General features: G+C 52.1%; 22 protein-coding genes. 13 read left to right on the plus strand and 9 right to left on the minus strand.

The features are described from left to right. Positions 1 to 14: 14 nt before the first annotated feature. The 3 genes from oppC to oppF are packed head-to-tail and all read left to right on the plus strand — an operon-like array spanning position 15 to position 2,916. Positions 15 to 923, plus strand: coding sequence for an oligopeptide ABC transporter permease OppC (oppC, locus tag H3L98_RS01135; RefSeq protein WP_027022014.1), 909 nt, complete (start codon positions 15 to 17; stop codon positions 921 to 923). 8 nt (positions 924 to 931) lie between these two features. Continuing rightward, positions 932 to 1,930 carry an oligopeptide ABC transporter ATP-binding protein OppD gene (gene oppD, locus H3L98_RS01140; RefSeq protein ID WP_027022013.1) on the plus strand — a complete coding sequence of 333 codons (999 nt, stop codon included), beginning with the start codon at positions 932 to 934 and terminating at the stop codon, positions 1,928 to 1,930. Further along, a complete protein-coding gene (oppF, locus tag H3L98_RS01145) occupies positions 1,927 to 2,916 on the plus strand; it encodes a murein tripeptide/oligopeptide ABC transporter ATP binding protein OppF (RefSeq protein ID WP_027022012.1) in 990 nt (329 codons plus the stop codon). The genes oppD and oppF overlap by 4 nt, the downstream gene beginning before the upstream one ends. Before the next feature lie 209 nt (positions 2,917 to 3,125). On the opposite strand, the gene H3L98_RS01150 is transcribed toward oppF, so the two are convergent. Genes H3L98_RS01150 through H3L98_RS01160 form a run of 3 tightly spaced genes read right to left on the minus strand, consistent with a single transcriptional unit; the run spans position 3,126 to position 4,521 of the window. Then, positions 3,126 to 3,560 carry a protein-export chaperone SecB gene (locus H3L98_RS01150; protein WP_027022011.1) on the minus strand — a complete coding sequence of 145 codons (435 nt, stop codon included), beginning with the start codon at positions 3,558 to 3,560 and terminating at the stop codon, positions 3,126 to 3,128. A gap of 15 nt (positions 3,561 to 3,575) precedes the next feature. Continuing rightward, positions 3,576 to 3,944, minus strand: coding sequence for a hypothetical protein (locus tag H3L98_RS01155; RefSeq protein ID WP_027022010.1), 369 nt, complete (start codon positions 3,942 to 3,944; stop codon positions 3,576 to 3,578). Position 3,945: 1 nt separating this feature from the next. After that, positions 3,946 to 4,521 (minus strand): hypothetical protein, encoded by a 576-nt coding sequence (locus H3L98_RS01160; RefSeq protein ID WP_156932290.1) that lies wholly within the window; start codon positions 4,519 to 4,521, stop codon positions 3,946 to 3,948. A gap of 464 nt (positions 4,522 to 4,985) precedes the next feature. On the opposite strand from H3L98_RS01160, the gene H3L98_RS01165 reads away from it, so the two are divergent. The 10 genes from H3L98_RS01165 to H3L98_RS01210 all read left to right on the plus strand — a co-directional run bounded on the left by H3L98_RS01165 (position 4,986) and on the right by H3L98_RS01210 (position 13,875). Beyond that, positions 4,986 to 6,389, plus strand: a complete 1,404-nt coding sequence (locus H3L98_RS01165; RefSeq protein WP_027022008.1) for an L-serine ammonia-lyase — start codon at positions 4,986 to 4,988, stop codon at positions 6,387 to 6,389. Positions 6,390 to 6,648: 259 nt separating this feature from the next. Continuing rightward, positions 6,649 to 7,875, plus strand: coding sequence for a molybdopterin molybdotransferase MoeA (locus H3L98_RS01170; protein WP_027022007.1), 1,227 nt, complete (start codon positions 6,649 to 6,651; stop codon positions 7,873 to 7,875). Further along, positions 7,872 to 8,858, plus strand: coding sequence for a GTP 3',8-cyclase MoaA (gene moaA, locus H3L98_RS01175; RefSeq protein ID WP_027022006.1), 987 nt, complete (start codon positions 7,872 to 7,874; stop codon positions 8,856 to 8,858). Before H3L98_RS01170 ends, moaA begins: the two co-directional genes overlap by 4 nt. A gap of 180 nt (positions 8,859 to 9,038) precedes the next feature. Beyond that, positions 9,039 to 9,563, plus strand: coding sequence for a molybdenum cofactor biosynthesis protein B (moaB, locus tag H3L98_RS01180; RefSeq protein ID WP_034333560.1), 525 nt, complete (start codon positions 9,039 to 9,041; stop codon positions 9,561 to 9,563). Positions 9,564 to 9,566: 3 nt separating this feature from the next. Next, positions 9,567 to 10,232: a molybdenum cofactor guanylyltransferase gene (gene mobA / locus H3L98_RS01185; protein ID WP_084481879.1), complete on the plus strand. Its 666-nt coding sequence runs from the start codon at positions 9,567 to 9,569 to the stop codon at positions 10,230 to 10,232. Continuing rightward, a complete protein-coding gene (moaC, locus tag H3L98_RS01190; RefSeq protein ID WP_027022005.1) occupies positions 10,183 to 10,659 on the plus strand; it encodes a cyclic pyranopterin monophosphate synthase MoaC in 477 nt (158 codons plus the stop codon). Before mobA ends, moaC begins: the two co-directional genes overlap by 50 nt. Beyond that, positions 10,643 to 10,897, plus strand: a complete 255-nt coding sequence (gene moaD, locus H3L98_RS01195; RefSeq protein WP_027022004.1) for a molybdopterin converting factor subunit 1 — start codon at positions 10,643 to 10,645, stop codon at positions 10,895 to 10,897. Before moaC ends, moaD begins: the two co-directional genes overlap by 17 nt. Before the next feature lies 1 nt (position 10,898). After that, complete coding sequence (locus H3L98_RS01200; RefSeq protein WP_027022003.1) at positions 10,899 to 11,333, plus strand: molybdenum cofactor biosynthesis protein MoaE; 435 nt, start codon at positions 10,899 to 10,901, stop codon at positions 11,331 to 11,333. Beyond that, entirely contained in the window at positions 11,330 to 13,222 is a 1,893-nt protein-coding gene (locus H3L98_RS01205) for a type IV pili methyl-accepting chemotaxis transducer N-terminal domain-containing protein (RefSeq protein ID WP_034333557.1), read from the plus strand. The genes H3L98_RS01200 and H3L98_RS01205 overlap by 4 nt, the downstream gene beginning before the upstream one ends. Then, the gene (locus tag H3L98_RS01210) at positions 13,219 to 13,875 is read left to right on the plus strand and encodes a response regulator (protein WP_027022001.1); all 657 of its coding nucleotides are present in this window, start codon (positions 13,219 to 13,221) and stop codon (positions 13,873 to 13,875) included. Before H3L98_RS01205 ends, H3L98_RS01210 begins: the two co-directional genes overlap by 4 nt. Before the next feature lie 72 nt (positions 13,876 to 13,947). On the opposite strand, the gene H3L98_RS01215 is transcribed toward H3L98_RS01210, so the two are convergent. The 6 genes from H3L98_RS01215 to H3L98_RS01240 all read right to left on the minus strand — a co-directional run bounded on the left by H3L98_RS01215 (position 13,948) and on the right by H3L98_RS01240 (position 19,721). After that, a complete protein-coding gene (locus tag H3L98_RS01215; RefSeq protein WP_027022000.1) occupies positions 13,948 to 14,610 on the minus strand; it encodes a sulfate/molybdate ABC transporter ATP-binding protein in 663 nt (220 codons plus the stop codon). After that, on the minus strand, positions 14,607 to 15,266 hold the full coding sequence (modB, locus tag H3L98_RS01220; RefSeq protein ID WP_027021999.1) for a molybdate ABC transporter permease subunit: 660 nt from the start codon (positions 15,264 to 15,266) through the stop codon (positions 14,607 to 14,609). The genes H3L98_RS01215 and modB overlap by 4 nt, the downstream gene beginning before the upstream one ends. A gap of 9 nt (positions 15,267 to 15,275) precedes the next feature. Then, positions 15,276 to 16,016, minus strand: coding sequence for a molybdate ABC transporter substrate-binding protein (gene modA, locus H3L98_RS01225; RefSeq protein WP_156932288.1), 741 nt, complete (start codon positions 16,014 to 16,016; stop codon positions 15,276 to 15,278). 119 nt (positions 16,017 to 16,135) lie between these two features. After that, positions 16,136 to 17,518, minus strand: coding sequence for a NarK family nitrate/nitrite MFS transporter (locus H3L98_RS01230; protein WP_027021997.1), 1,383 nt, complete (start codon positions 17,516 to 17,518; stop codon positions 16,136 to 16,138). A gap of 19 nt (positions 17,519 to 17,537) precedes the next feature. Then, the gene (locus H3L98_RS01235) at positions 17,538 to 18,761 is read right to left on the minus strand and encodes an MFS transporter (RefSeq protein ID WP_027021996.1); all 1,224 of its coding nucleotides are present in this window, start codon (positions 18,759 to 18,761) and stop codon (positions 17,538 to 17,540) included. 219 nt (positions 18,762 to 18,980) lie between these two features. Then, a complete protein-coding gene (locus tag H3L98_RS01240; RefSeq protein ID WP_027021995.1) occupies positions 18,981 to 19,721 on the minus strand; it encodes a pirin family protein in 741 nt (246 codons plus the stop codon). Positions 19,722 to 19,785: the final 64 nt, after the last annotated feature.

Genomic DNA, 19,785 nt, shown 5'->3' on the forward strand with positions numbered 1-19,785 from the left:
AAAAAGGAACACCGATGCTCATCAGTAAAAAACAGGCATCTGCACTGGCAGCCGCCGCTGCCGATGCCGACATCAAAGGGCGCAGCCTGTGGCAAGACGCATGGTTACGCTTTTCCCGCAACAAAGCCGCACTCGCTAGCATGGTGGTTTTGTTGCTGATTAGCGCATGGGTGCTGATTGTGCCGATGCTTGCCCCGTTTGACTACAGCCACACCGATTGGGCGAATATGCAGGCTGCGCCCTCGTTTGCCAACAAACACTATTTCGGCACAGACGCACTCGGGCGCGATTTGTTTACCCGCGTGTCCATCGGCGGACGCATTTCGCTGATGGTGGGCGTGGCAGGTGCATTGGTTGCGGTGCTGATTGGTACGGTGTATGGCGCGGTATCGGGCTATATGGGCGGCAAAACCGATATGTTGATGATGCGCTTTTTGGAAATCCTCAACGCCTTTCCGTTTATGTTTTTTGTGATTTTGCTGGTAACCCTGTTCGGGCGCAATCTGGTGTTTATTTTTGTTGCCATTGGCATGGTGTCGTGGCTGGACGTAGCACGGATTGTGCGCGGACAAACTTTAAGCCTGAAAGGAAAAGAATTTATTGAAGCGGCACACGTTTGCGGCGTATCCAAACGCAAAATCGTGTTGCGCCATATTGTGCCGAATGTGTTGGGCGTGGTGGTGGTGTATGCCTCGCTACTCGTTCCGGGCATGATTTTGTTTGAATCGTTTTTGAGCTTTTTGGGCTTGGGCGTGCAAGAGCCGATGACCAGTTGGGGCGCGATGTTGCAGGAAGGGGCGCAAACCATGCAGGTTGCGCCGTGGCAGTTGATTGTCCCCGCTTCGTTTTTGGTGATTACCCTGTTTTGTTTTAACTTTATCGGCGACGGGCTGCGCGATGCGCTAGACCCGAAAGACCGCTAGGAGCCTGTATGAGCGCATTATTGGAAGTACGCGATTTGCGCGTACAGTTTAAAACCGAAGACGGCAACGTAACCGCCGTCAATAATCTCAATTTCACGCTTAATCAGGGCGAAACGCTGGGCATTGTCGGCGAATCGGGTTCGGGCAAATCGCAAACCGCCTTTGCCATTATGGGCTTGCTGGCAAAAAACGGCAAAACGTCAGGCTCGGTACAGTTTAACAGCACAGAAATTTTGGGGCTGCCTGAAAAAGCGCTCAACAAAATCCGCGCCGAACAAATCGCCATGATTTTCCAAGACCCGATGACTTCGCTTAATCCTTATATGAAAGTGGGCGACCAGCTTGCCGAAGTGCTGCGCCTGCACAAAGGTATGGGCAAAGCCGAAGCGTGGGCGGAATCGGTGCGGATGTTGGAAGCGGTGAAAATTCCCGAAGCGAAAAAACGCATCGCCATGTATCCGCATGAATTTTCAGGCGGTATGCGCCAGCGCGTGATGATTGCGATGGCATTGCTGTGTCGCCCCAAACTGCTGATTGCAGACGAACCCACTACTGCATTAGACGTTACCGTGCAAGCGCAGATTATGGCATTGCTCAATGATTTAAAACGAGATTTTAACACCACCATTATTATGATTACCCACGATTTGGGCGTGGTGGCAGGCATTTGCGACAAAGTGCTGGTGATGTACGCAGGGCGCACCATGGCGTATGGTCCGACCGATGAAATTTTTTACCGTCCCACCCACCCCTACACCATCGGGCTGTTGGGTGCGGTGCCGCGTTTGGACGACGACGGCGCGGAAGAATTAAAAACCATTCCGGGCAACCCGCCCAACCTGCTCAAGCTGCCTGAAGGCTGTCCGTTTCAAGAGCGTTGCGAGCATGTGATGGACATCTGCCGCAGCCAGCCGCCCGAATTAAAATTCCTGCCCAACGGCCGCCAACGCGCCTGCCATTGGGTACACCCCCACCACGCCGCCGAAAGCGAAGGAGCCGCCGCATGAGTCAGCCCTTATTACAACTTACCGATGTACAAACCCATTTTGACATCCAATCCAGCGGCGCGTTTTTCTGGCAAAAACCCGCCACCCTCAAAGCCGTAAACGGCATTTCGTTTACCCTCAACGCAGGCGAAACGCTGGGCGTGGTGGGCGAATCTGGCTGCGGCAAGTCCACCTTGGCGCGTACCATTATCGGCTTGGTCAAAGCCAAATCAGGCAGCATCTTGTTTGAAGGTGAAGAACTGGTCGGGCTGCCTGAAAAAGCCATGCGCCTAAAACGCAAGCATATTCAAATGATTTTCCAAGACCCTTTGGCTTCGCTGAACCCGCGCATGACCGTGGGTGACATCATCGCCGAACCCTTGGTAACCTATTATCCCCACTTAAAAAAAGACGAAGTGCTGGCGCGTGTTAAAGCCATGATGCAAAAAGTCGGATTGCTTGCCAACCAAATCAACCGCTATCCGCATGAATTTTCAGGCGGACAATGCCAGCGCATCGGCATCGCCCGCGCCCTGATTTTAGAGCCCAAACTCATTATCTGCGACGAACCCGTTTCCGCCTTGGACGTATCCATTCAAGCGCAAGTAATTAATCTGCTGAAACAAGTTCAAAAAGAAATGGGCTTGGCACTGATTTTTATCGCCCACGATTTATCGGTGGTCAAGCATATTTCCGACCGCGTATTGGTGATGTATTTGGGCAATGCCGTAGAATTGGGTACGGACAAAGCCGTTTACGAACGTCCCGCCCATCCCTACACGCAAGCGTTGATGTCTGCCGTTCCCCTGCCCGACCCCGAAGCGGAACGCAATAAAGTGATTCAGTTGCTACCAGGCGACCTACCCAGCCCGATTAACCCACCATCTGGCTGCGTGTTCCGCACCCGATGCCCGCAGGCAGACGGCGCGTGCAGCGAAACCAAGCCCGTTTTACAGGGCAGCGACAGCCATCAGGCAGCGTGTTTGAAACAACAGGTGGCGGCGTAATCAAAAACATCATGCTTGGCGGAATATAATGCCAAGCATGATTGGTTTATGCAGGTAGGCTGGATTAATAAACCCAATCCACGCTTGCTTGACCGTTTCTTATTACGATAAAGACAAATCGGTATTTTATATCCAATTATCGTAATAAAAATTAGCAATCATTTTATCCGTTACGCCGATTTAATAAGTTTAAAAAGCATAAATAACTATTATTTTCTATGCTTATCTTTAAATTTAACAAAGTTATATGTTGGAAGAAGAACTGGCTCATAACCAGCATTTATAAAGTAGTTATTAACAAACGCTCTAACAAATGGGTATGCAATAGCTGGAGCATTTACAATAGGAAAATCAGATTTTTTAAATTTATCATCAATGTCCTGATCGCATTCAAAATGTGATAGAAATTTAATAGAAAATAATCCTTCAGAATCTTCCTCCATCTTATCCTTTTCCATTAAATTTATGTTAAAAAGAACAAAAAAATCTTTAGGTCTATGTTCAGGATAAACAACATCAAAATTCATTGAATTTGAGTACTCATTCATTTCCATATTTGAAATATTGGATAATGTATCCAAAATAGGTATAGATGCATTAAATACAGTATTCATTACTCTATACCCTACTAATCGAATATTCATGATTAACACCTTTATTTAAGCTGCAATTGCATATCTGCTATCGTTTGCTGCAATAGCATATTCTTCTTCAATTATATTATCACCTAAACCAATTGGCTCTTTTTTATTCAAAATTAGGTTAAATACATCATTATAATGATTTCTCATTCTTATATTAATCAAATAACGAATTTCATAGTTAGAAGATATATTGGAAAAATAATCATTATGTATATTTCCAATAGAGTAGTGGTTATACATATCAATTATATTATTGAAAGATATAACATTAGCTAAAAAACCAACATCCACAGCAGGCTCTTCAATAATACTAATAATTTCATCTTTGGATAAGCCATCTAAATAAGACAAAAACTTATCCTGAAAAGCTTTATCTAATTTCATATTAATTACACCTTTCAATTTTTACAAATACTTTATGGTCTCTAACAACATAACAACCTACGGTTTTATTGGTCGTTGTATACAAATTTTCATGTTTTTTAATGAATGGAGCCTCAGCTAAAACATAATAAACAGCAATATCCTCATCTATCCCATACTCTTCTTTTCTTACTTTTTTTATCATTGTAAAAAAAGAAGAGTATATTTCTGTCCATTTACATTTTGTTATCTCTTTATCCCCAAGCTTATTACGCATTTTATCTAGAAAGGATAAAAAAAGCCCGTAATGTTCATGGCAAACTAAATCATAAAATCGACTATCGGGTACTGATAATATGCATTTTAACCAACAAATACTGGAATCATTTACATCTTTAAAACGTTTAGAATTATGTATGGCATATTGTATTGCTAATTCTTGAGCAAACTTCCAGTCATCAGAACTATGTGAGTGCCATAGATAAACCCCACGCCCATGCCGTCCATGTCCTAAATTAAATTTTTGATTTCGTACTATGTCATCTGCGTATGTTCTACATGTGCCATGAGTACCATATAAACGTTTATTATTATCCATTTAGCGTATTCACTATCAATGATAAAAGTTTCTTATTGTAATTTAGGAATAATGCAACTAGAGAAAATTAGATACACCATAAAACAATACATACCTATAAAAATATTTCATGATGAAAACCTGATTAGATAAGTGGTTCTTTTGCTCAGTTAATTTATACCAGCTAGCATATCAGCACTAACTGCTTTATGTGAGCTATTTCCTAGATTGTACCATAAACTTTCACAAACAAAAAGCAACCCCTCCAAAAGGGCTGCTTTTTTTCTCTTCGGGATGAGCCTTTTCTTATTTATTGGACAACAAAGATTTTTTCCTGAACATCATCGGTTTGTACGGAAACAGGCAGCAAGCATAGACTGGGTTGATAAACCCTGTTTGCAAACCAATTCTTAAAATACAGCTTTTCAGGCTGTCTGAAAAGCTGTATTTTACAATTCATGTTTTGTTTATCAGGAAAACCTTTTATGCTCAGCATTTTTGATATTTTTAAAATCGGGCTGGGACCGTCCAGCTCGCACACGGTCGGACCGATGAAAGCCGCCGCCGATTTTGCCGACTGCCTTACCCGCACGGGAAATGCCGCGCAAGTGTCGCGCATTGCCGTAGAGGTGTACGGCTCGCTGGCATTAACGGGGCAGGGACACGGCACGTTTGACGCGCTGCTGCTGGGTTTGGAAGGCAGCTTGCCCCACGATATTGATTTGGAAAGTATTGCTGCCCGATTGGAACGCATCAACCGCCACGCCGAACTGCAATTAAACGGCAGCTTCCCGATTACCTTTGAAGTGGCGCGGGATATGGTGGTGCGTTATGACGACAGCTTGCCCAAACACCCCAACGGACTGCGTTTTACCGCCTACAATGCCGCCGAACACACTTTGCACGAACAGATTTATTATTCCGTTGGCGGCGGATTTATTGTTACCGATGAAGAATTTGGCAAGCTGCCTGAAAACACCGCCGCTGTTCCTTATCCTTTCCGCAATATGGCGGAATTGCAGCAGATGTGCCAACACACAGGGCTGAATATCGCCCAAATTGTGGTTGCCAACGAAAAAGCCTTAAGCGGCGAAAAAGAACTTGCCGTGCGCCGCCGTGTCAGCGCCATTGCCCAAGCCATGTCCGACTGTGTGCAGCGCGGACTGCTGCAACGCGGGCAACTACCTGGGGGTTTAAATGTGCGCCGCCGCGCCCCTGATTTGGCGGAAAAAATGCAGGCGCTGCGTGATGCGGGTCAGCTCAATACCCAGCTTTGGCCCATGATTTACGCCATGGCGGTAAACGAAGAAAACGCCGCAGGCGGACGTGTGGTCACTGCCCCCACCAACGGCGCGGCAGGCATTGTTCCTGCCGTATTGCACTATTTCCGCACCTTTCATCCCCTGTCGTCGCCACGCGCTGTAGAAGATTTTTTGCTCACCGCAGGCGCAATCGGCATTTTATACAAAACCAATGCTTCCATTTCGGGCGCGGAAGTGGGCTGTCAAGGCGAAGTGGGCGTTGCCTGTTCCATGGCGGCGGGCGCGTTTGCCGCGGTCAGCGGCGGCAGTCCCGAACAGGTGGAAAACGCCGCAGAAATGGCAATGGAGCACCATTTGGGCTTAACCTGCGACCCCGTGGGCGGATTGGTGCAAATCCCCTGCATCGAGCGCAACGGCATCGCCGCCGAAAAAGCCATCAAATTGGCGCAACTTTCCCTGCTGGAAGACGGAACGGATAAAAAAGTCAGCCTAGACATGGTGATACAAACCATGTTGCAAACCGGGCGCGATATGAAATCCACTTATAAAGAAACTTCTTTGGCGGGTTTGGCATACACTTTAAAACAAAAAGCCGTTCCCGTTTCCGTGCGTGTGGTGGAGTGTTGATTGGCTTGTGTTTTTATTTTTATCAACCATAATTTTTTGATAAAATAATGGCTTACAATTCTTTATTTCTTATAAGGTATCGGCTGGGCTTGTCTGAAAAATAAATCATTTCAACCATAGCCACGGCGGAATGCTGTTCCCAATCCGCCCTAATTCTTTATAACTAGTCTGCCCCCTGTATCGGGCGCATTGGTCTTATCCGCTTGGCGTTCTATAATCTTTCCCCTATGCCGCTTATACGCTTGAAGGAATCCACGCTATGCCGCTAACCCCCGTTGCCGAACTGCAAAAACAGATGCGCGAACGCATCGCCCGCTGCCGCCGTCTGCCCGAATCTGAAACCGTTGCCGTTGCCCATGCGGTGGGACGGGTGTTGGCGCAAGATGTGCTTGCGCCTGCCTGTCTGCCCCATGCCGATTTGTCGGCGATGGACGGTTATGCACTGCCTGAAGCGGCGGCGGCAGGCAGCGTGTGGAAAGTGGCGGGCGAATCGGCGGCAGGACACCCGTTTACAGGCAGTCTGAACGAAGGCGAATGTATCCGCATTATGACGGGCGCAGTCGTGCCGCCAAGCTGCCGCACGGTGCTGGTACAGGAACACACCGAATACGCCGACGGCTGCATCACGCTGACGCACGATGTGGCCGACCGCGCCAATATCCGTTACCGTGGCGAAGAAATTGCCGCAGGCAGCCGCGTATTGAACAAAGGGCGCATTGTGCGCGAAGCCGATGTGTTGCTGTTGGCGGCATTGGGTTTGGGCGAAGTGTCGGTGTACCGCAAAATCAAAGTGGCGGTGCTGTCTACGGGCGATGAATTGTGCGAGGTCGGCACGCCTGCGCCCTCTGAAGGCTGTATTTACGACAGCAACCGCCCCATGCTGATGGCGCGTTTGGCGCAGTTTCCGATTGAAATTGTGGATTTAAAACAAGTTCCCGACAATTTGGAAGAGGTGCTGCACGTTTTGGACGATGCCGCACAAAACCACGATGCCGTGATTACTTCAGGCGGCGTATCGGTGGGCGATTACGATTATATGCGCGAAGCCGTGATTCGCTTGGGCGCGATTCATCATTACCAAGTGGCAATGAAACCCGGTAAGCCCTTTGTGTTCGGGCAGATGCTGCAAGCATGGTATTTCGGTTTGCCGGGCAATCCGATTTCGGGCTTTGTCGGCTTTGACGTGTTTTTAAAAAACGCGCTGTGGCAGCTTTGCGGCGCGGAAGAACTGCCCGAACCTTTACGTTTTACCGCCACTTTGGCCTGTGATGTGCGTAAAAGCGGCGGACGCACCGAATTTCAACGCGCCCTTATCCGCATGGACGAAGCAGGCAATTGGTTGGCAGAACCCTGCGGCGCACAGGATTCGCACCGCATCTACGGCATCAGCCGCGCCAATGCCTATATGATTCTGCCCGCCGACAGCCCGTCGCTGCCTGCAGGCAGCCACGTAACCGTACAGCCGTTTGACGGGGCGTTTTTATGATCAACCATGCGCCGCTGACTGACCCGTTTGCCCGCCGTTTAAGCTATTTGCGCCTGTCGGTAACCGATTTGTGCAACTACCGTTGCAGCTATTGTCTGCCCAACGGTTATCAGGGCAAAGCCAAAGCAGACGAATTAAGCCTGCCCGAAATTCATACTTTAGTCGAAGCCTTTGCCCGCAGCGGCACGCGCAAAATCCGTTTGACCGGCGGCGAAGCCACTTTGCGCCGCGACCTGCCCGACATTATCGCCGCCTGCCGCGCCCGTCTCGAAATCCGCAGCATCGCGCTTACCACCAACGCCCACCGTTTGGGCAAACATTTTGCCCAGTACCGTGCCGCAGGCTTGGACAAAATCAACGTCAGCTTGGACAGCTTCCGCGCCGACGTGTTCCGCCGCATCACCGGCAAAAACGAATGCGACACCATTTTGCACGATGTGGAACAGATTTTAGACAGCGGTTTTTACCAAATTAAAATCAACACTCTATTGCTGCGCGAACACGCGGAACAAACCTTTGCTGATGCTTTAGAGTATGTGCGCCGCCGTCCGCTGACGCTGCGTTTTATTGAGCTGATGCAAACGGGCGACAACCATGCCCTGTTTGCCGCGCAACACCTGTCGGCAGGCAGCTTGGAACAGCGTTTGTTGCGCGAAGGCTGGCAGCTGCTGCCGCGTGATGCCGATGCCGGCCCCGCGCGTGAATACCGCCACCGCGATTTTGCCGGCGGCATCGGTTTTATCGCGCCCTACAGCCAAGATTTCTGTAAAAACTGCAACCGTTTGCGCGTTTCGGCGCAGGGTAAAATGCACTTGTGTCTGTTTGGCGGTGTGGCATACGATTTGCGCCCCCATCTGCACAACGGCGATGCCGATGCGCTGATGGCACAGTTGCGAGAATGGGTGGCACACAAACCCGAACATCATTTTTTACACAATAAAAACTTTGGCTTAATCCGCGATTTATCCATGATTGGCGGCTGAACCCTGCCGCCGCATCATTCCCTCCCCCGTACAAACGGGGGAGGGCTAGGGTGAGGGAAAATACTTGCCAAAATTACCCCCTCCCCAACCCTCCCCCGTTTGCACGGGAGAGGGAGCATATTCAGGCAGCCCAAACCTTGACACACTGCCGCAAAAACCGCTTACCTACAGGAAACCCCCATGTCCAAACCCGCCCCCGCCTTCCGCCCCTTAAACATCCATGTGCTCACCGTTACCGACACCCGCAGCTTTAAAGAAGACGGCAGCGGCGATTATCTGTGCCAAGCCCTGCAAAACGGCGGACACAGCCTGCATTCGCGCGATTTGTGCCGCGACGAGTTATACGATATCCGCGCCCGTGTTGCCGTTGCCATTGCCAACCCTGAAATTGACGTGGTGCTGGTAACGGGCGGAACGGGTATGTTTGACCGCGATGTGACCCCTGATGCGGTTGCCTGCCTGTTTGACAAAAGCATTCCGGGCTTTGGCGAGATGTTCCGCGCCGTTTCCTATCAGGAAATCGGTATGTCCACCATTCAGTCCCGCGCCGTGGCGGGCATGGCAAACCGCACCTTGATTTTTTGTCTGCCCGGCTCAACCAACGCCTGCCGCACCGCTTGGGAAAAAGTGATTGCGCCCCAGCTTGACCCGCGTTTGGAAAGCTGCGGTTTTACCCGCGTGTTTAATGCGTGGCAGGCTGCCTGAAACATGCCTGCCGACCCGCTGTTGATTTTGTGCGGCGGACGCAGCAGCCGCATGGGTTCGCCCAAACCGTTGCTGCCGTGGCAAAACCGCACCCTGATTGACACACACATTGCCGCCGCGCGCCGTCCCGTGTGGCTGGCGGCAGACGGCACACGTTTTACCGACAGCCCCCGCGCCGAATACCTGCCCGACAGCCTGCCCGACAAACAAGGCGCATTGTCTGCCATTGCCCCTGCCCTGCAACACGCCCGCAGCCAAGGTTTTAACGGCGTATATGTGTTTGCCTGCGATACCTTGTTACACCCCGAACGCGTGGCTGCGCTGCTGCACACCGCCGCCCACACCCCCGCATGGCGCGAAGGCGTGGTCATGCTGGCACACGGCGCACACAGTTTGCCCCTGCTGGCACATTGGTCGGCGCAGCTTGCCTCCGCTTTGACAAATGATGTTGCCGCAGGACAACGGCGCGTACACGGCTGGCTGGCGCAACAAACCACCGCCCAAGTCCCCCTACCTGCCGCCGAACAGCCTTTAGCCAATTTTAATACCCCCGAAGAATTTGCCGCCGCCCGTGCCGCGTGGCAAGCCCTACACCCTTCAACTTTTTTGATTCCAAACCATGCCCCAACTCACCCACCTGAACGAACACGGACACAGCCAAATGGTTGACGTATCCGACAAACAGCCTTCCCTGCGCGTTGCCCGCGCTGAAGGCACGGTATTTTTTCCGCCCGAAGTGTATGCCCATATCCAAACCACCAACGGTCAAACCGCCAAAGGCGCGATTACCGACATTGCCCGCGTGGCAGGCATTATGGCCGCCAAAAACACCGCGCAAATCATTCCCATGTGCCACCCGATGATGTTGGAACGCTGCAAGCTGCATTTTGCCTACCACGACCACAACCACAGCCTGCACATCACCGCCGAAACCGCCGTTACCCACAAAACCGGCGTAGAAATGGAAGCCTTGGCCGCCGTTTCCGCCGCCGCGCTCACCGTGTACGATATGACAAAAGCCTTAAGCCACGATATTGAAATCAGCCACATCCGCTTACTGCACAAATCGGGAGGCAAACATGAATTTAACCGTTAAATCCTTTACCGTGCTGTATTTTGCCGCCTTGCGCGAACAGGCAGGCTGCGACAGCGAAACCGTGTCGTCTGATGCCGCCACCCCTGCCGAACTGTATGCCGAACTGCGCTCGCGCCATGATTTTGATTTAAACCAAACGCAGTTGCGCCCTGCCGTCAATCACGCCTTTGGCGATTGGCAGCAGCCTTTAAACCACGGCGACACCGTTGCCTTTATTCCGCCCGTATCCGGAGGCTGATATGTTTGATTTGACCGAACAGGCGATTGACCCCGCCGCCTTACGCCAACGCCTGCTGCAAGCCGAATCCTGCGGCGCGTTTACCTGTTTTGAAGGCTGGGTTCGCCGCCAAAACGCAGGCAGACAGGTGGATTATCTGGTGTACAGCAGCTATCCCGAATTGGCATTGGCGCAAGGCAAAGCGGTAATGGCACAGGCAAAACAACGGTTTGCCGTAGAAGAAGTATTGTGTGTCCACCGTGTCGGGCGTTTGGGCGTGGGCGATATGGCAGTGTGGGTGGGCGTAAGCGCCGGACACCGCGATGCCGCGTTTGCCGCCTGCCGTTTTATTATTGACACCGTCAAAGCCGAAGTGCCGATTTGGAAACAGGAATTTTATTTGGACGGCGACGATGCCGCGTGGCTTGCCAATCCCGAAGCCCGCCTAAACCCATGAACCTATCTGCCCTGCTGCCGCGCAGCCTGTCGCACCGCTTAAAACTGCTGACCCTGCTGTGGCTGATTGTCGCACTGGCTTCCATTATCCTGACCCTGCTGCTGTCGTGGCGTTTGGAAGGCGGTGCGGCTGCCATCAACGATGCGGGCAGTTTGCGTATGCAAACCTACCATCTCGGTTTGGCGGTGAATACCCGCCTGCCCGCCGAGCGCATTCACGCTCAAATCCGCCGTTTTGACCACACCCTTGCCACTTTGGAACACGGCGACCCGCGCCGTCCGCTGTTTCTGCCCGATAATGCCGATGTGCGCCGCCGTCTGCACCACCTGCAACACGCTTGGCACGGACGCATCAAACCCCTGTTTGAACGCAGCGCCGCGCAAGGCAGCAGCGTAGATGAAAGCACACTCGCCCACTTTATCGCCGCCATCGACGGCTTAACCCTTGCCGTAGAAGCCGTTAATACCAACCACATCAAATGGCTGCGTTTTTTCCAAACCGCATTGCTGGCGATGGTGGTGGTCAGTGCCGCCGTTACCGTGCTGCTGCTGTCGGCATGGATTATCCGTCCCCTGCAAACCCTGCAAAGCGGCGTGCAAGACGTGCATGACGGACGTTTCGGCGTACAAGTGCCTGTGTCCGATTCCAGCGAATTTGCCCAAGTGGATTCGGGTTTTAACCAGATGAGCACCCGCTTGCAGCAGCTTTATCACGGGCTGGAACAGGAAGTTGCCGACAAAACCCGCGATTTGGTTCACAAAAACGAAACCTTACAAACGCTTTATTTTTTCTCGCGTTTTCTTAATCAAAGCCAAACCGCCGCCGAAGCCGCCGCAGGCTTTTTGGAAAAAATCATCAGCATTGTGCCTGCCCAGGCGGGCAGCATCCGTTTGGTGGATTTTGAACGCAGCCGCCTTGACCTGATTGCCCACCACGGACTGCCTCCCGAACTGCAAAACGCCGCCGCCTGCCGCATTTTGGACGACTGCCTGTGCGGACAATCCGTCCGCAACGACCAATGGCAGCCCATTATTTTTGACAAACTGCCCCCGCCGCCCTACACCGAAGCCGTGTGCCGGCAATCAGGCTTTACCCACCTGCGCATTTTCAAAATCGCCTGCAACGGGCAAGACCTCGGCATGATGACCCTCTATTTTGCCGAGCCTTACGCATTTGAACGCACCGGCGAACTGATTGAAGCCCTGTGCAGCCAATTCGGCGTTGCCCTCAGCCACATCCGTCTAATCGGCGAAAGCCGCCGTTTGGCAGTTTTGCAGGAACGCAACCTGATGGCACAGGGATTGCACGACAGCATTGCCCAAACCCTGACCTTTTTAAATTTACAGGTACAAATGCTGGAAAGCGCCATCGCCGCCAACGAGCACGCCCAAATCAAAGAAAACCTCAACTTTATCAAAGAAGGCGTGCAAGAATGCTATGAAGACGTGCGCGAGCTGCTGCTGAATTTCCGCACCAAAATCACCCGCAAAGAATTCGCCGAAGCCGTACAAACCCTTGCCCAACGTTTTGAACAGCAGACCCATGTTGCCGTCAGCGTACGCTGGCAGGGCGACGGACAACCCTTAAGCAGCGAACAGGAACTTCAATTTATTTTTATTTTGCAGGAAAGCCTGTCCAATATCCGCAAACACGCGCAGGCACAGCATGTGGCGGTGGATTTTGACAACGGGCGCGATTTTGTGATGACCATTACCGACAACGGGCGCGGATTTGACACCCGCCGTCCCCTTGCCAGCAGCCATGTCGGTTTGGGGATTATGCGCGAACGCGCCCGCCGCATCCGTGCCGAATTGGATATTCAGTCGCACCCCAACCGCTACACCCGCATACGGCTTACCCTGCCCCAATCAGAAAGGATTTTAGAATGAATACCATACGCATTGTATTAATAGACGACCATACCCTGTTCCGCAGCGGCATCAAAGCCCTGCTGGCGCGGCAGGCAGATTGTGAAGTAATAGGCGAAGCCGCAGACGGATTAAGCGGCGTCAAACTGGTGGAACAGCTTGCCCCCGATGTGGTGCTGCTGGATTTGGATATGCCCGTGATGAACGGGCGCGAAGCCTTGGCGCAAATACTCAGCAGCCGTCCCGAACAAACCGTGATTATTTTAACCGTATCGGAAGACAGCGAAGATTTAACCGAATGTATGCGTTTGGGCGCGCGCGGGTTTTTATTGAAAAACATTCATGCCGATTTTTTGGTGGATGCCGTTAAAAAAGCCTTTCACGGCGACAATGTGTTTTCCCCCGAAATGACGGCGCGGCTGGTGCAGTCGCTGATTCGTCCGCAAGCCCCCGCCGAAAGCTGCGCCCTCGACACGCTCACCCCGCGCGAAATGGAAATTTTGGGACATCTGGCGGTAGGACACAGCAATAAAATCATTGCCCGACAATTGGATTTGGCAGAATCCACCATTAAAGTACATGTTCAAAATATTTTACGCAAGCTGGAACTGAACAGCCGCGTACAGGCTGCGGTGTATGCGGTACAGCATAATGTTGCCGTTCCCCATAACTGAACGCCGCCTGTCGTTGATAAAATAAAAACGACAAAAGGCTGTAACGCCGTATCATATTGATTTTAATCCACTCTAAACCGTACACCCCTGCTCTATGCGGATAACTTCGTCTGCCAGTGCGCGAACATCGGCTTCATCATGGCTAATCAGCAGCATCGGTATGTGCAAACGGCTTTGCAGTCGGGCAACCGTGTCGCGCATCTGACGGCGCAATGCGGTGTCTAAAGCCGAAAAAGGCTCGTCCAACAGCAGGCAGCGCGGTTCGCCGATACAGGCCCGCGCCAAGGCGGTACGCTGTTTTTGTCCGCCTGAAATCTGATGGGGATAACGGTCGGCAACCGCTTCCAATTCCATTTGTGCCAGCCATTCGCGCACGGCGGGCGCAAACGGACGGCGCGGCGGATTGCGCCAACCCGTGTGTAAACCAAAGGCAATATTTTGCGCCACCGTTAAATGCGGAAACAGGGCAAAATCTTGAAACACCAGCCCGATGCGCCGTTGCTGCGGCGGCAGCCACACACGGCGGGCAGTGTCTGCCAATACTTGTCCGTTAATCACGATACGGGCGTGCTGTGCGGGAAACAAACCCGCCACAATCTGCATGGTCAGGCTTTTGCCCGCACCCGATGCGCCCACCAGTGCCAAACGGCGGGCGCGGCTGCGGCAATCTGCCTGCAAAACAAACGGACGTTCGCCGTCCAAGCGGGTATGTATGGAAAAATCAAATATATTCATACTGCACCTTTGCCCGTACTCAAACGGCGCGTGATCCACAACACCGCCACACACACGCAGGAAATCAACACCACCAGCTGCCAAGCGGTTTCGTCATCGCCTGCCTGCACCGCTTCATACACCGCCACCGACAACGTTTGCGTTTCGCCCGGAATACTGCCTGCAATCATCAGCGTAGCACCGAATTCGCCCAACGCCCGCGCAAACGCCAGCAGCAGTCCCGCCAAAATCCCCCGCCACGCCAAAGGCAGCGTTACCCGCCAAAACAACGCCGCTTCCGACAAGCCCGCCAAACGCGCCGCCTGTTCGTATTGCGGTTTGACACCTTCCAAAGCCGCGCGCGCCGGCTGTACCACCAAAGGAAACGTTACCACCGCCGCCGCCAGCGCCGCCCCCTGCCAAGTAAAAATCAGATTGATGCCGAACACCGTTTGCAGCCACTGCCCCAACACCCCCTCACGCCCGAACAACACCAGCAGATAATAGCCCACCACCGTAGGCGGCATCACCATCGGCAAAGTCAAAGCCACGTCCAACAGCTCTTTTCCCCAAAAACGGCAACGCGCCAACAGCCACGCCACCGCCACCCCCAACACCAAATTGGCAGCCGTAGCCGCAAACGCCACCTTTAGCGACAAATACAACGCAGACATCATGCCTATCCGTTAAGGCTTGCTGAAACCGTATTTTTGCAAAATCCCCTGCGCCCGCGCCGATTGCAGATACACCACAAAACGCCGCGCTTCCGCAGGCTGACGCGAACGGCTGCTCACCGCCGCAGGATAGCGCACGGGTTCGCCTGCCAATACCGCCGCCACCCGCACCTTACCCCGTGCCGATAAAGCATCTGTGCGGTACACCAAACCCGCATCTGCCTCCCCCCGCGCCACATACGCCAAAGCCTGACGCACATTTTGCGCATACACCAATTTTGCCTGCACATCTGCCCACAGCCCCTGTTTCAGTAAAAACGCCTTGGCATACGCCCCCGCAGGCACACTGTCGGGCTGACCCACCGCAATCCGCCTTACCCCCGCCTGACGCAAATCCGCAGGTGCAAACCCTTTGTGCGGCGACGACTGCGGCAACACCAGCACCAGCGCATTGCCCGCAAACACCACACGGCTGTCGGCGCGTACCGCCCCCGCTGCCACCGCACGCCGCATCGTTGCCTCATCTGCCGTTGCCAGCACATCTACAGGCGCACCGTGTAACAACTGGCGCAACAGTGTACCCGAAGCCCCCGTATTCAGCTTTACCTTTGCATCGGGATACAGCGTTTGGTAATCCGCCGCCATTTCCGCAAACGCATCGCGCAGGCTGGCAGCCGCCGAAACCGTAATTTCCGCCGCCGCCGCAGGCAATACCATACCCAGCCACACACACAAAGCAATGATTTTTTTCATTTTTTCCATCTCATAAAAAACACCAGCCTAACCAAACCCTTGCCGCCACACCATTCCCGCCAATCAAAAACAGGCAAGCCAAGCGCCTGCCTGTTCATGATTATGCCATCAATCAGGCATTAACAACGCGCTTCTGCACCTTTGCGGGCGTAAAACCACCAGTTTAATAGCAAACACAACGCATAAAATACAATAAAGCCGATTAACGCACCGTTTACACTGCCCGTCAGTTCAATAGACGTGCCATAGCTTTTGGGGATAAAAAAGCCGCCGTAAGCCGCAAAAGCAGCGGTAAAGCCCACCACAGCCGCGCCTTCTTTGGTAGCGTTCAAACGCGCCTGTTCTTCACTCACCAAGCCTTGTTTGGCAAACTGCTGGTGCTGGTTTAAGAAAATAACCGGCACTTGCATAAAGGTTGAGCCGTTGCCGATGCCCGTCAGCGCAAACAAGGCAACAAAGCAGGCAAAAAAGCCCCAAAAATTACCGCCCTGCCCGTTTGTCGGCAAAAAGGCGATTACACCCGCCACCGCCACAATCATACCGGCAAACACCCATTGCGTTACTTTAGCACCGCTTTGAATTTTATCGGAAAGCCAACCGCCAAACGGTCGTGCCAATGCACCCACCAAAGGGCCGATAAAAGCGTATTTAACGGGGTCAATGCCGGAAAACTGGCTTTTGGTCAACAGCGGAAAACCTGCGGCAAAACCGATAAACGAGCCGAATGTACCCAAATACAGCACGCACATAATCCAGTTGTGTTTTCTTTTGAAAATAACCGCTTGTTCTTTAAAACTGGCTTTGGCGCTGGCCAAGTCGTTCATGCCGAACCACGCTGCCAAAGTGGAAAGCACAATAAACGGCACCCACACAAAGCCTGCGTTTTGCAGCCAGATTTGTTTGCTGACGCCGTCTTTCGCCCATGTTTGCGCTTCACCGCCCAATGCACCGAATACGCCTGCGGTAATAATCAAAGGCACGACAAACTGCACCGCCGATACGCCCAAATTGCCCAAGCCTGCGTTTAAGCCCAAGGCTGTGCCTTTTTCGGCTTTGGGATAAAAAAAGCTGATGTTCGCCATGCTGGACGAAAAATTACCGCCGCCAAATCCGCACAATAATGCCAACAGCAACATCGTGCCGTAGCCCGTATCGGGGTTTTGTACGGCAAAGCCCAAACCCAGCGCAGGCAGCAGCAGGCTGGCGGTGGAAAGCACCGTCCATTTGCGCCCGCCGAATACCGGCACCATAAACGAGTAAAAAATCCGCAGCGTCGCGCCCGACAATGCCGGTACGGCAGCCAGCCAGAATAATTGGTTTTCGGTATATTTAAAGCCGATATTGGGCAGATTGACCACCGCCACGCTCCACACCTGCCAAATGGCAAATGCCAGCAGCAGCGCGGGAATGGAAATCCACAAATTGCGTTTGGCAACTTTTTTGCCGGTACTGCGCCAAAATTCGGGGTCTTCGGGTTGCCAATGTTGAATAAGATGAGACATGATTACTCCGTTTTCAAAATTAAGCCTTGGCTTTGGCTTTAAAAGAAAAGTGCATCCAAACCAGCGATACGCACACCGTGCCATACAGCAGCATAAACGATGTGGAACGCACGCCCGTCCAGTCTTCCAGCACGCCGAACATAATCGGCAGCAAGAAACCGCCCAAACCGCCTGCCAATCCGACAATACCCGATACCGCACCGATATTGGTCGGATAATCGTCTGCCACAAATTTAAACACCGAAGCCTTACCCACCGCCGTGGCAATCCCCACCGCAAACATCAGTGCGGTAAACACATACACATTCAAACCGATGCTTAAAGCAATATCGCCGTTTTTACCGTGAATCAGCAGCTCGGTTTGCGGATACGACAAAATAAAAAAGCACACCCAACACACCCACATCACCGCCCAAGTTACCTTGTATGCGCCGAATTTATCCGACAAATAACCGCCAAACGCCCGCAACACCCCGCCGGGCAGCGAAAAACACGCCGCCAGCAAAGCCGCCGTTTGCAGGCTCAAACCGTATTCGCCCACATAATACTTGGTCATCCACAAGGCCAAAGCCACATAACCGCCGAACACCACCGAATAATATTGGCTGTAACGCAACACACCGGGGTCTTTCAGCAAAGCCAGTTGGTCTTTTAAAGTAACGCTGGAAGAAGTCAGATGCTTGGGGTCGTGGTAGCTGGTAAACCAAAAAATAATGGCGGTTGCCAGCATAATCGCCGCATACACATTCGGCACCAAAGTCCAAGTGCCTGCCGCAATCAAAGCAGGCGCAATAAATTTATTTAAGGCGCTGCCTGCATTGCCCGCACCAAACACACCCATTGCCAAACCCTGCTGCTCTTTCGGAAACCAACGCGCCACATACGGCGTTCCCACCGAAAACGCCCCGCCTGCCAAGCCCATCACCAAACCAATCAGCAAAAACTGCCAATACGCATCGGCATACTGCATCAGAAAAATCGCCGGTACGCTCGCCATCATCAGGCAGAACATCACAATACGTCCGCCGAAACGGTCGGTCATCATCCCCAACGGCACACGCACCAGTGACCCCGATAACACAGGCATCGCCGCCAAAATACCAAATTCGGTTTCGCTCAAACCCAACTGATTTTTAACGGGAATGCCCACCACCGCCAGCATCATCCACACCATAAAACACATGGTAAACGACCAAGTACTGCTCACCAGTACCGAATAGCGTTTATACTGCTCGGAAGCCATTCGGGTTTCCTGCCTTTCTGTAAGTTAAAACGCAACCTTACGCCGAAGCGTGCGGCGGCGCATTCGCAGAAAGACAGGCAGGCGCAAAGCATTGGTATAAGCGTTTATAGTTATTTTGGCGGATATGACCACCCTGCCCGTTTACGCACAAAAAAACAGCCTGAAAACGCATTTTTACGTTTTCAGGCTGCTTTATCAGGTAATTGATTGAACGGGCGGTTAGTTCAAAGGACGATTGGTGCTGGCTGCCACATCCAAAGGCACGTCCATCAACAGGATTTCGGCATCGGCAGTGGCTTCCACATCAAAGCCTTCCGCATCCCACACGCCCAAACCGTCGCGCTGTTTCAATTGCACGTCGCCGATTTTGGCTTCGCCTTTAATCACAAACACATACACTCCGTTGCCTGCACGTTTTACATCGTAACGTTTTTTCGTGCCTTTATCAAAACGCGCCAACGAGAACCAAGCATCTTGGTGAATCCATACGCCATCATCATCAGGATTAGGTGACAGGATTTGTTGAAAATCATTGGGTTTCGCTTGGTCAGCAATGGTAATTTGCTGATAGCGCGGTTTTACAGCATTGTGGCGCGGCAGAATCCAAATTTGCAGGAATTTAACCGCTTGGTCAGCGTTAGCATTCATTTCGCTGTGGGTCACGCCTGTACCCGCAGACATCACTTGAATATCACCGTTGCGGATAATGCTGCCGTTACCCATGCTGTCGCGGTGCGCCAAGTCGCCGCTCAAAGGTACGGAAATAATTTCCATATCGCGGTGGGGGTGCGTGCCAAAGCCTTCGCCACCTTCTACAAAGTCGTCATTAATCACGCGCAATACGCCAAAGCCCATACGCTGGGGGTTATAGTAGTTAGCGAAGCTAAAAGTGTGGGCGCTTTTCAGCCAGCCATGATGTGCCATACCGCGAGAATCGGCTGCGTGGTAAACGGTTTGCATGATGATTTCCTTTATAATTGGTTGAGTATCTTTTTAACACCCGCTTGCGGGCATCAACAGAACG

This window comes from Conchiformibius steedae, from assembly GCF_014054725.1.
Classification (GTDB): domain Bacteria; phylum Pseudomonadota; class Gammaproteobacteria; order Burkholderiales; family Neisseriaceae; genus Conchiformibius; species Conchiformibius steedae.

Coding starts and splice junctions, on each gene's coding strand:
- oppC (WP_027022014.1), top strand. CDS start 15: ATGCTCATCAGTAAAAAACAGGCATCTGCACTGGCAGCCGCCGCTGCC.
- oppD (WP_027022013.1), top strand. CDS start 932: ATGAGCGCATTATTGGAAGTACGCGATTTGCGCGTACAGTTTAAAACC.
- oppF (WP_027022012.1), top strand. CDS start 1,927: ATGAGTCAGCCCTTATTACAACTTACCGATGTACAAACCCATTTTGAC.
- H3L98_RS01150 (WP_027022011.1), bottom strand. CDS start 3,560: ATGAATATTCGATTAGTAGGGTATAGAGTAATGAATACTGTATTTAAT.
- H3L98_RS01155 (WP_027022010.1), bottom strand. CDS start 3,944: ATGAAATTAGATAAAGCTTTTCAGGATAAGTTTTTGTCTTATTTAGAT.
- H3L98_RS01160 (WP_156932290.1), bottom strand. CDS start 4,521: ATGGATAATAATAAACGTTTATATGGTACTCATGGCACATGTAGAACA.
- H3L98_RS01165 (WP_027022008.1), top strand. CDS start 4,986: ATGCTCAGCATTTTTGATATTTTTAAAATCGGGCTGGGACCGTCCAGC.
- H3L98_RS01170 (WP_027022007.1), top strand. CDS start 6,649: ATGCCGCTAACCCCCGTTGCCGAACTGCAAAAACAGATGCGCGAACGC.
- moaA (WP_027022006.1), top strand. CDS start 7,872: ATGATCAACCATGCGCCGCTGACTGACCCGTTTGCCCGCCGTTTAAGC.
- moaB (WP_034333560.1), top strand. CDS start 9,039: ATGTCCAAACCCGCCCCCGCCTTCCGCCCCTTAAACATCCATGTGCTC.
- mobA (WP_084481879.1), top strand. CDS start 9,567: ATGCCTGCCGACCCGCTGTTGATTTTGTGCGGCGGACGCAGCAGCCGC.
- moaC (WP_027022005.1), top strand. CDS start 10,183: ATGCCCCAACTCACCCACCTGAACGAACACGGACACAGCCAAATGGTT.
- moaD (WP_027022004.1), top strand. CDS start 10,643: ATGAATTTAACCGTTAAATCCTTTACCGTGCTGTATTTTGCCGCCTTG.
- H3L98_RS01200 (WP_027022003.1), top strand. CDS start 10,899: ATGTTTGATTTGACCGAACAGGCGATTGACCCCGCCGCCTTACGCCAA.
- H3L98_RS01205 (WP_034333557.1), top strand. CDS start 11,330: ATGAACCTATCTGCCCTGCTGCCGCGCAGCCTGTCGCACCGCTTAAAA.
- H3L98_RS01210 (WP_027022001.1), top strand. CDS start 13,219: ATGAATACCATACGCATTGTATTAATAGACGACCATACCCTGTTCCGC.
- H3L98_RS01215 (WP_027022000.1), bottom strand. CDS start 14,610: ATGAATATATTTGATTTTTCCATACATACCCGCTTGGACGGCGAACGT.
- modB (WP_027021999.1), bottom strand. CDS start 15,266: ATGATGTCTGCGTTGTATTTGTCGCTAAAGGTGGCGTTTGCGGCTACG.
- modA (WP_156932288.1), bottom strand. CDS start 16,016: ATGAAAAAAATCATTGCTTTGTGTGTGTGGCTGGGTATGGTATTGCCT.
- H3L98_RS01230 (WP_027021997.1), bottom strand. CDS start 17,518: ATGTCTCATCTTATTCAACATTGGCAACCCGAAGACCCCGAATTTTGG.
- H3L98_RS01235 (WP_027021996.1), bottom strand. CDS start 18,761: ATGGCTTCCGAGCAGTATAAACGCTATTCGGTACTGGTGAGCAGTACT.
- H3L98_RS01240 (WP_027021995.1), bottom strand. CDS start 19,721: ATGCAAACCGTTTACCACGCAGCCGATTCTCGCGGTATGGCACATCAT.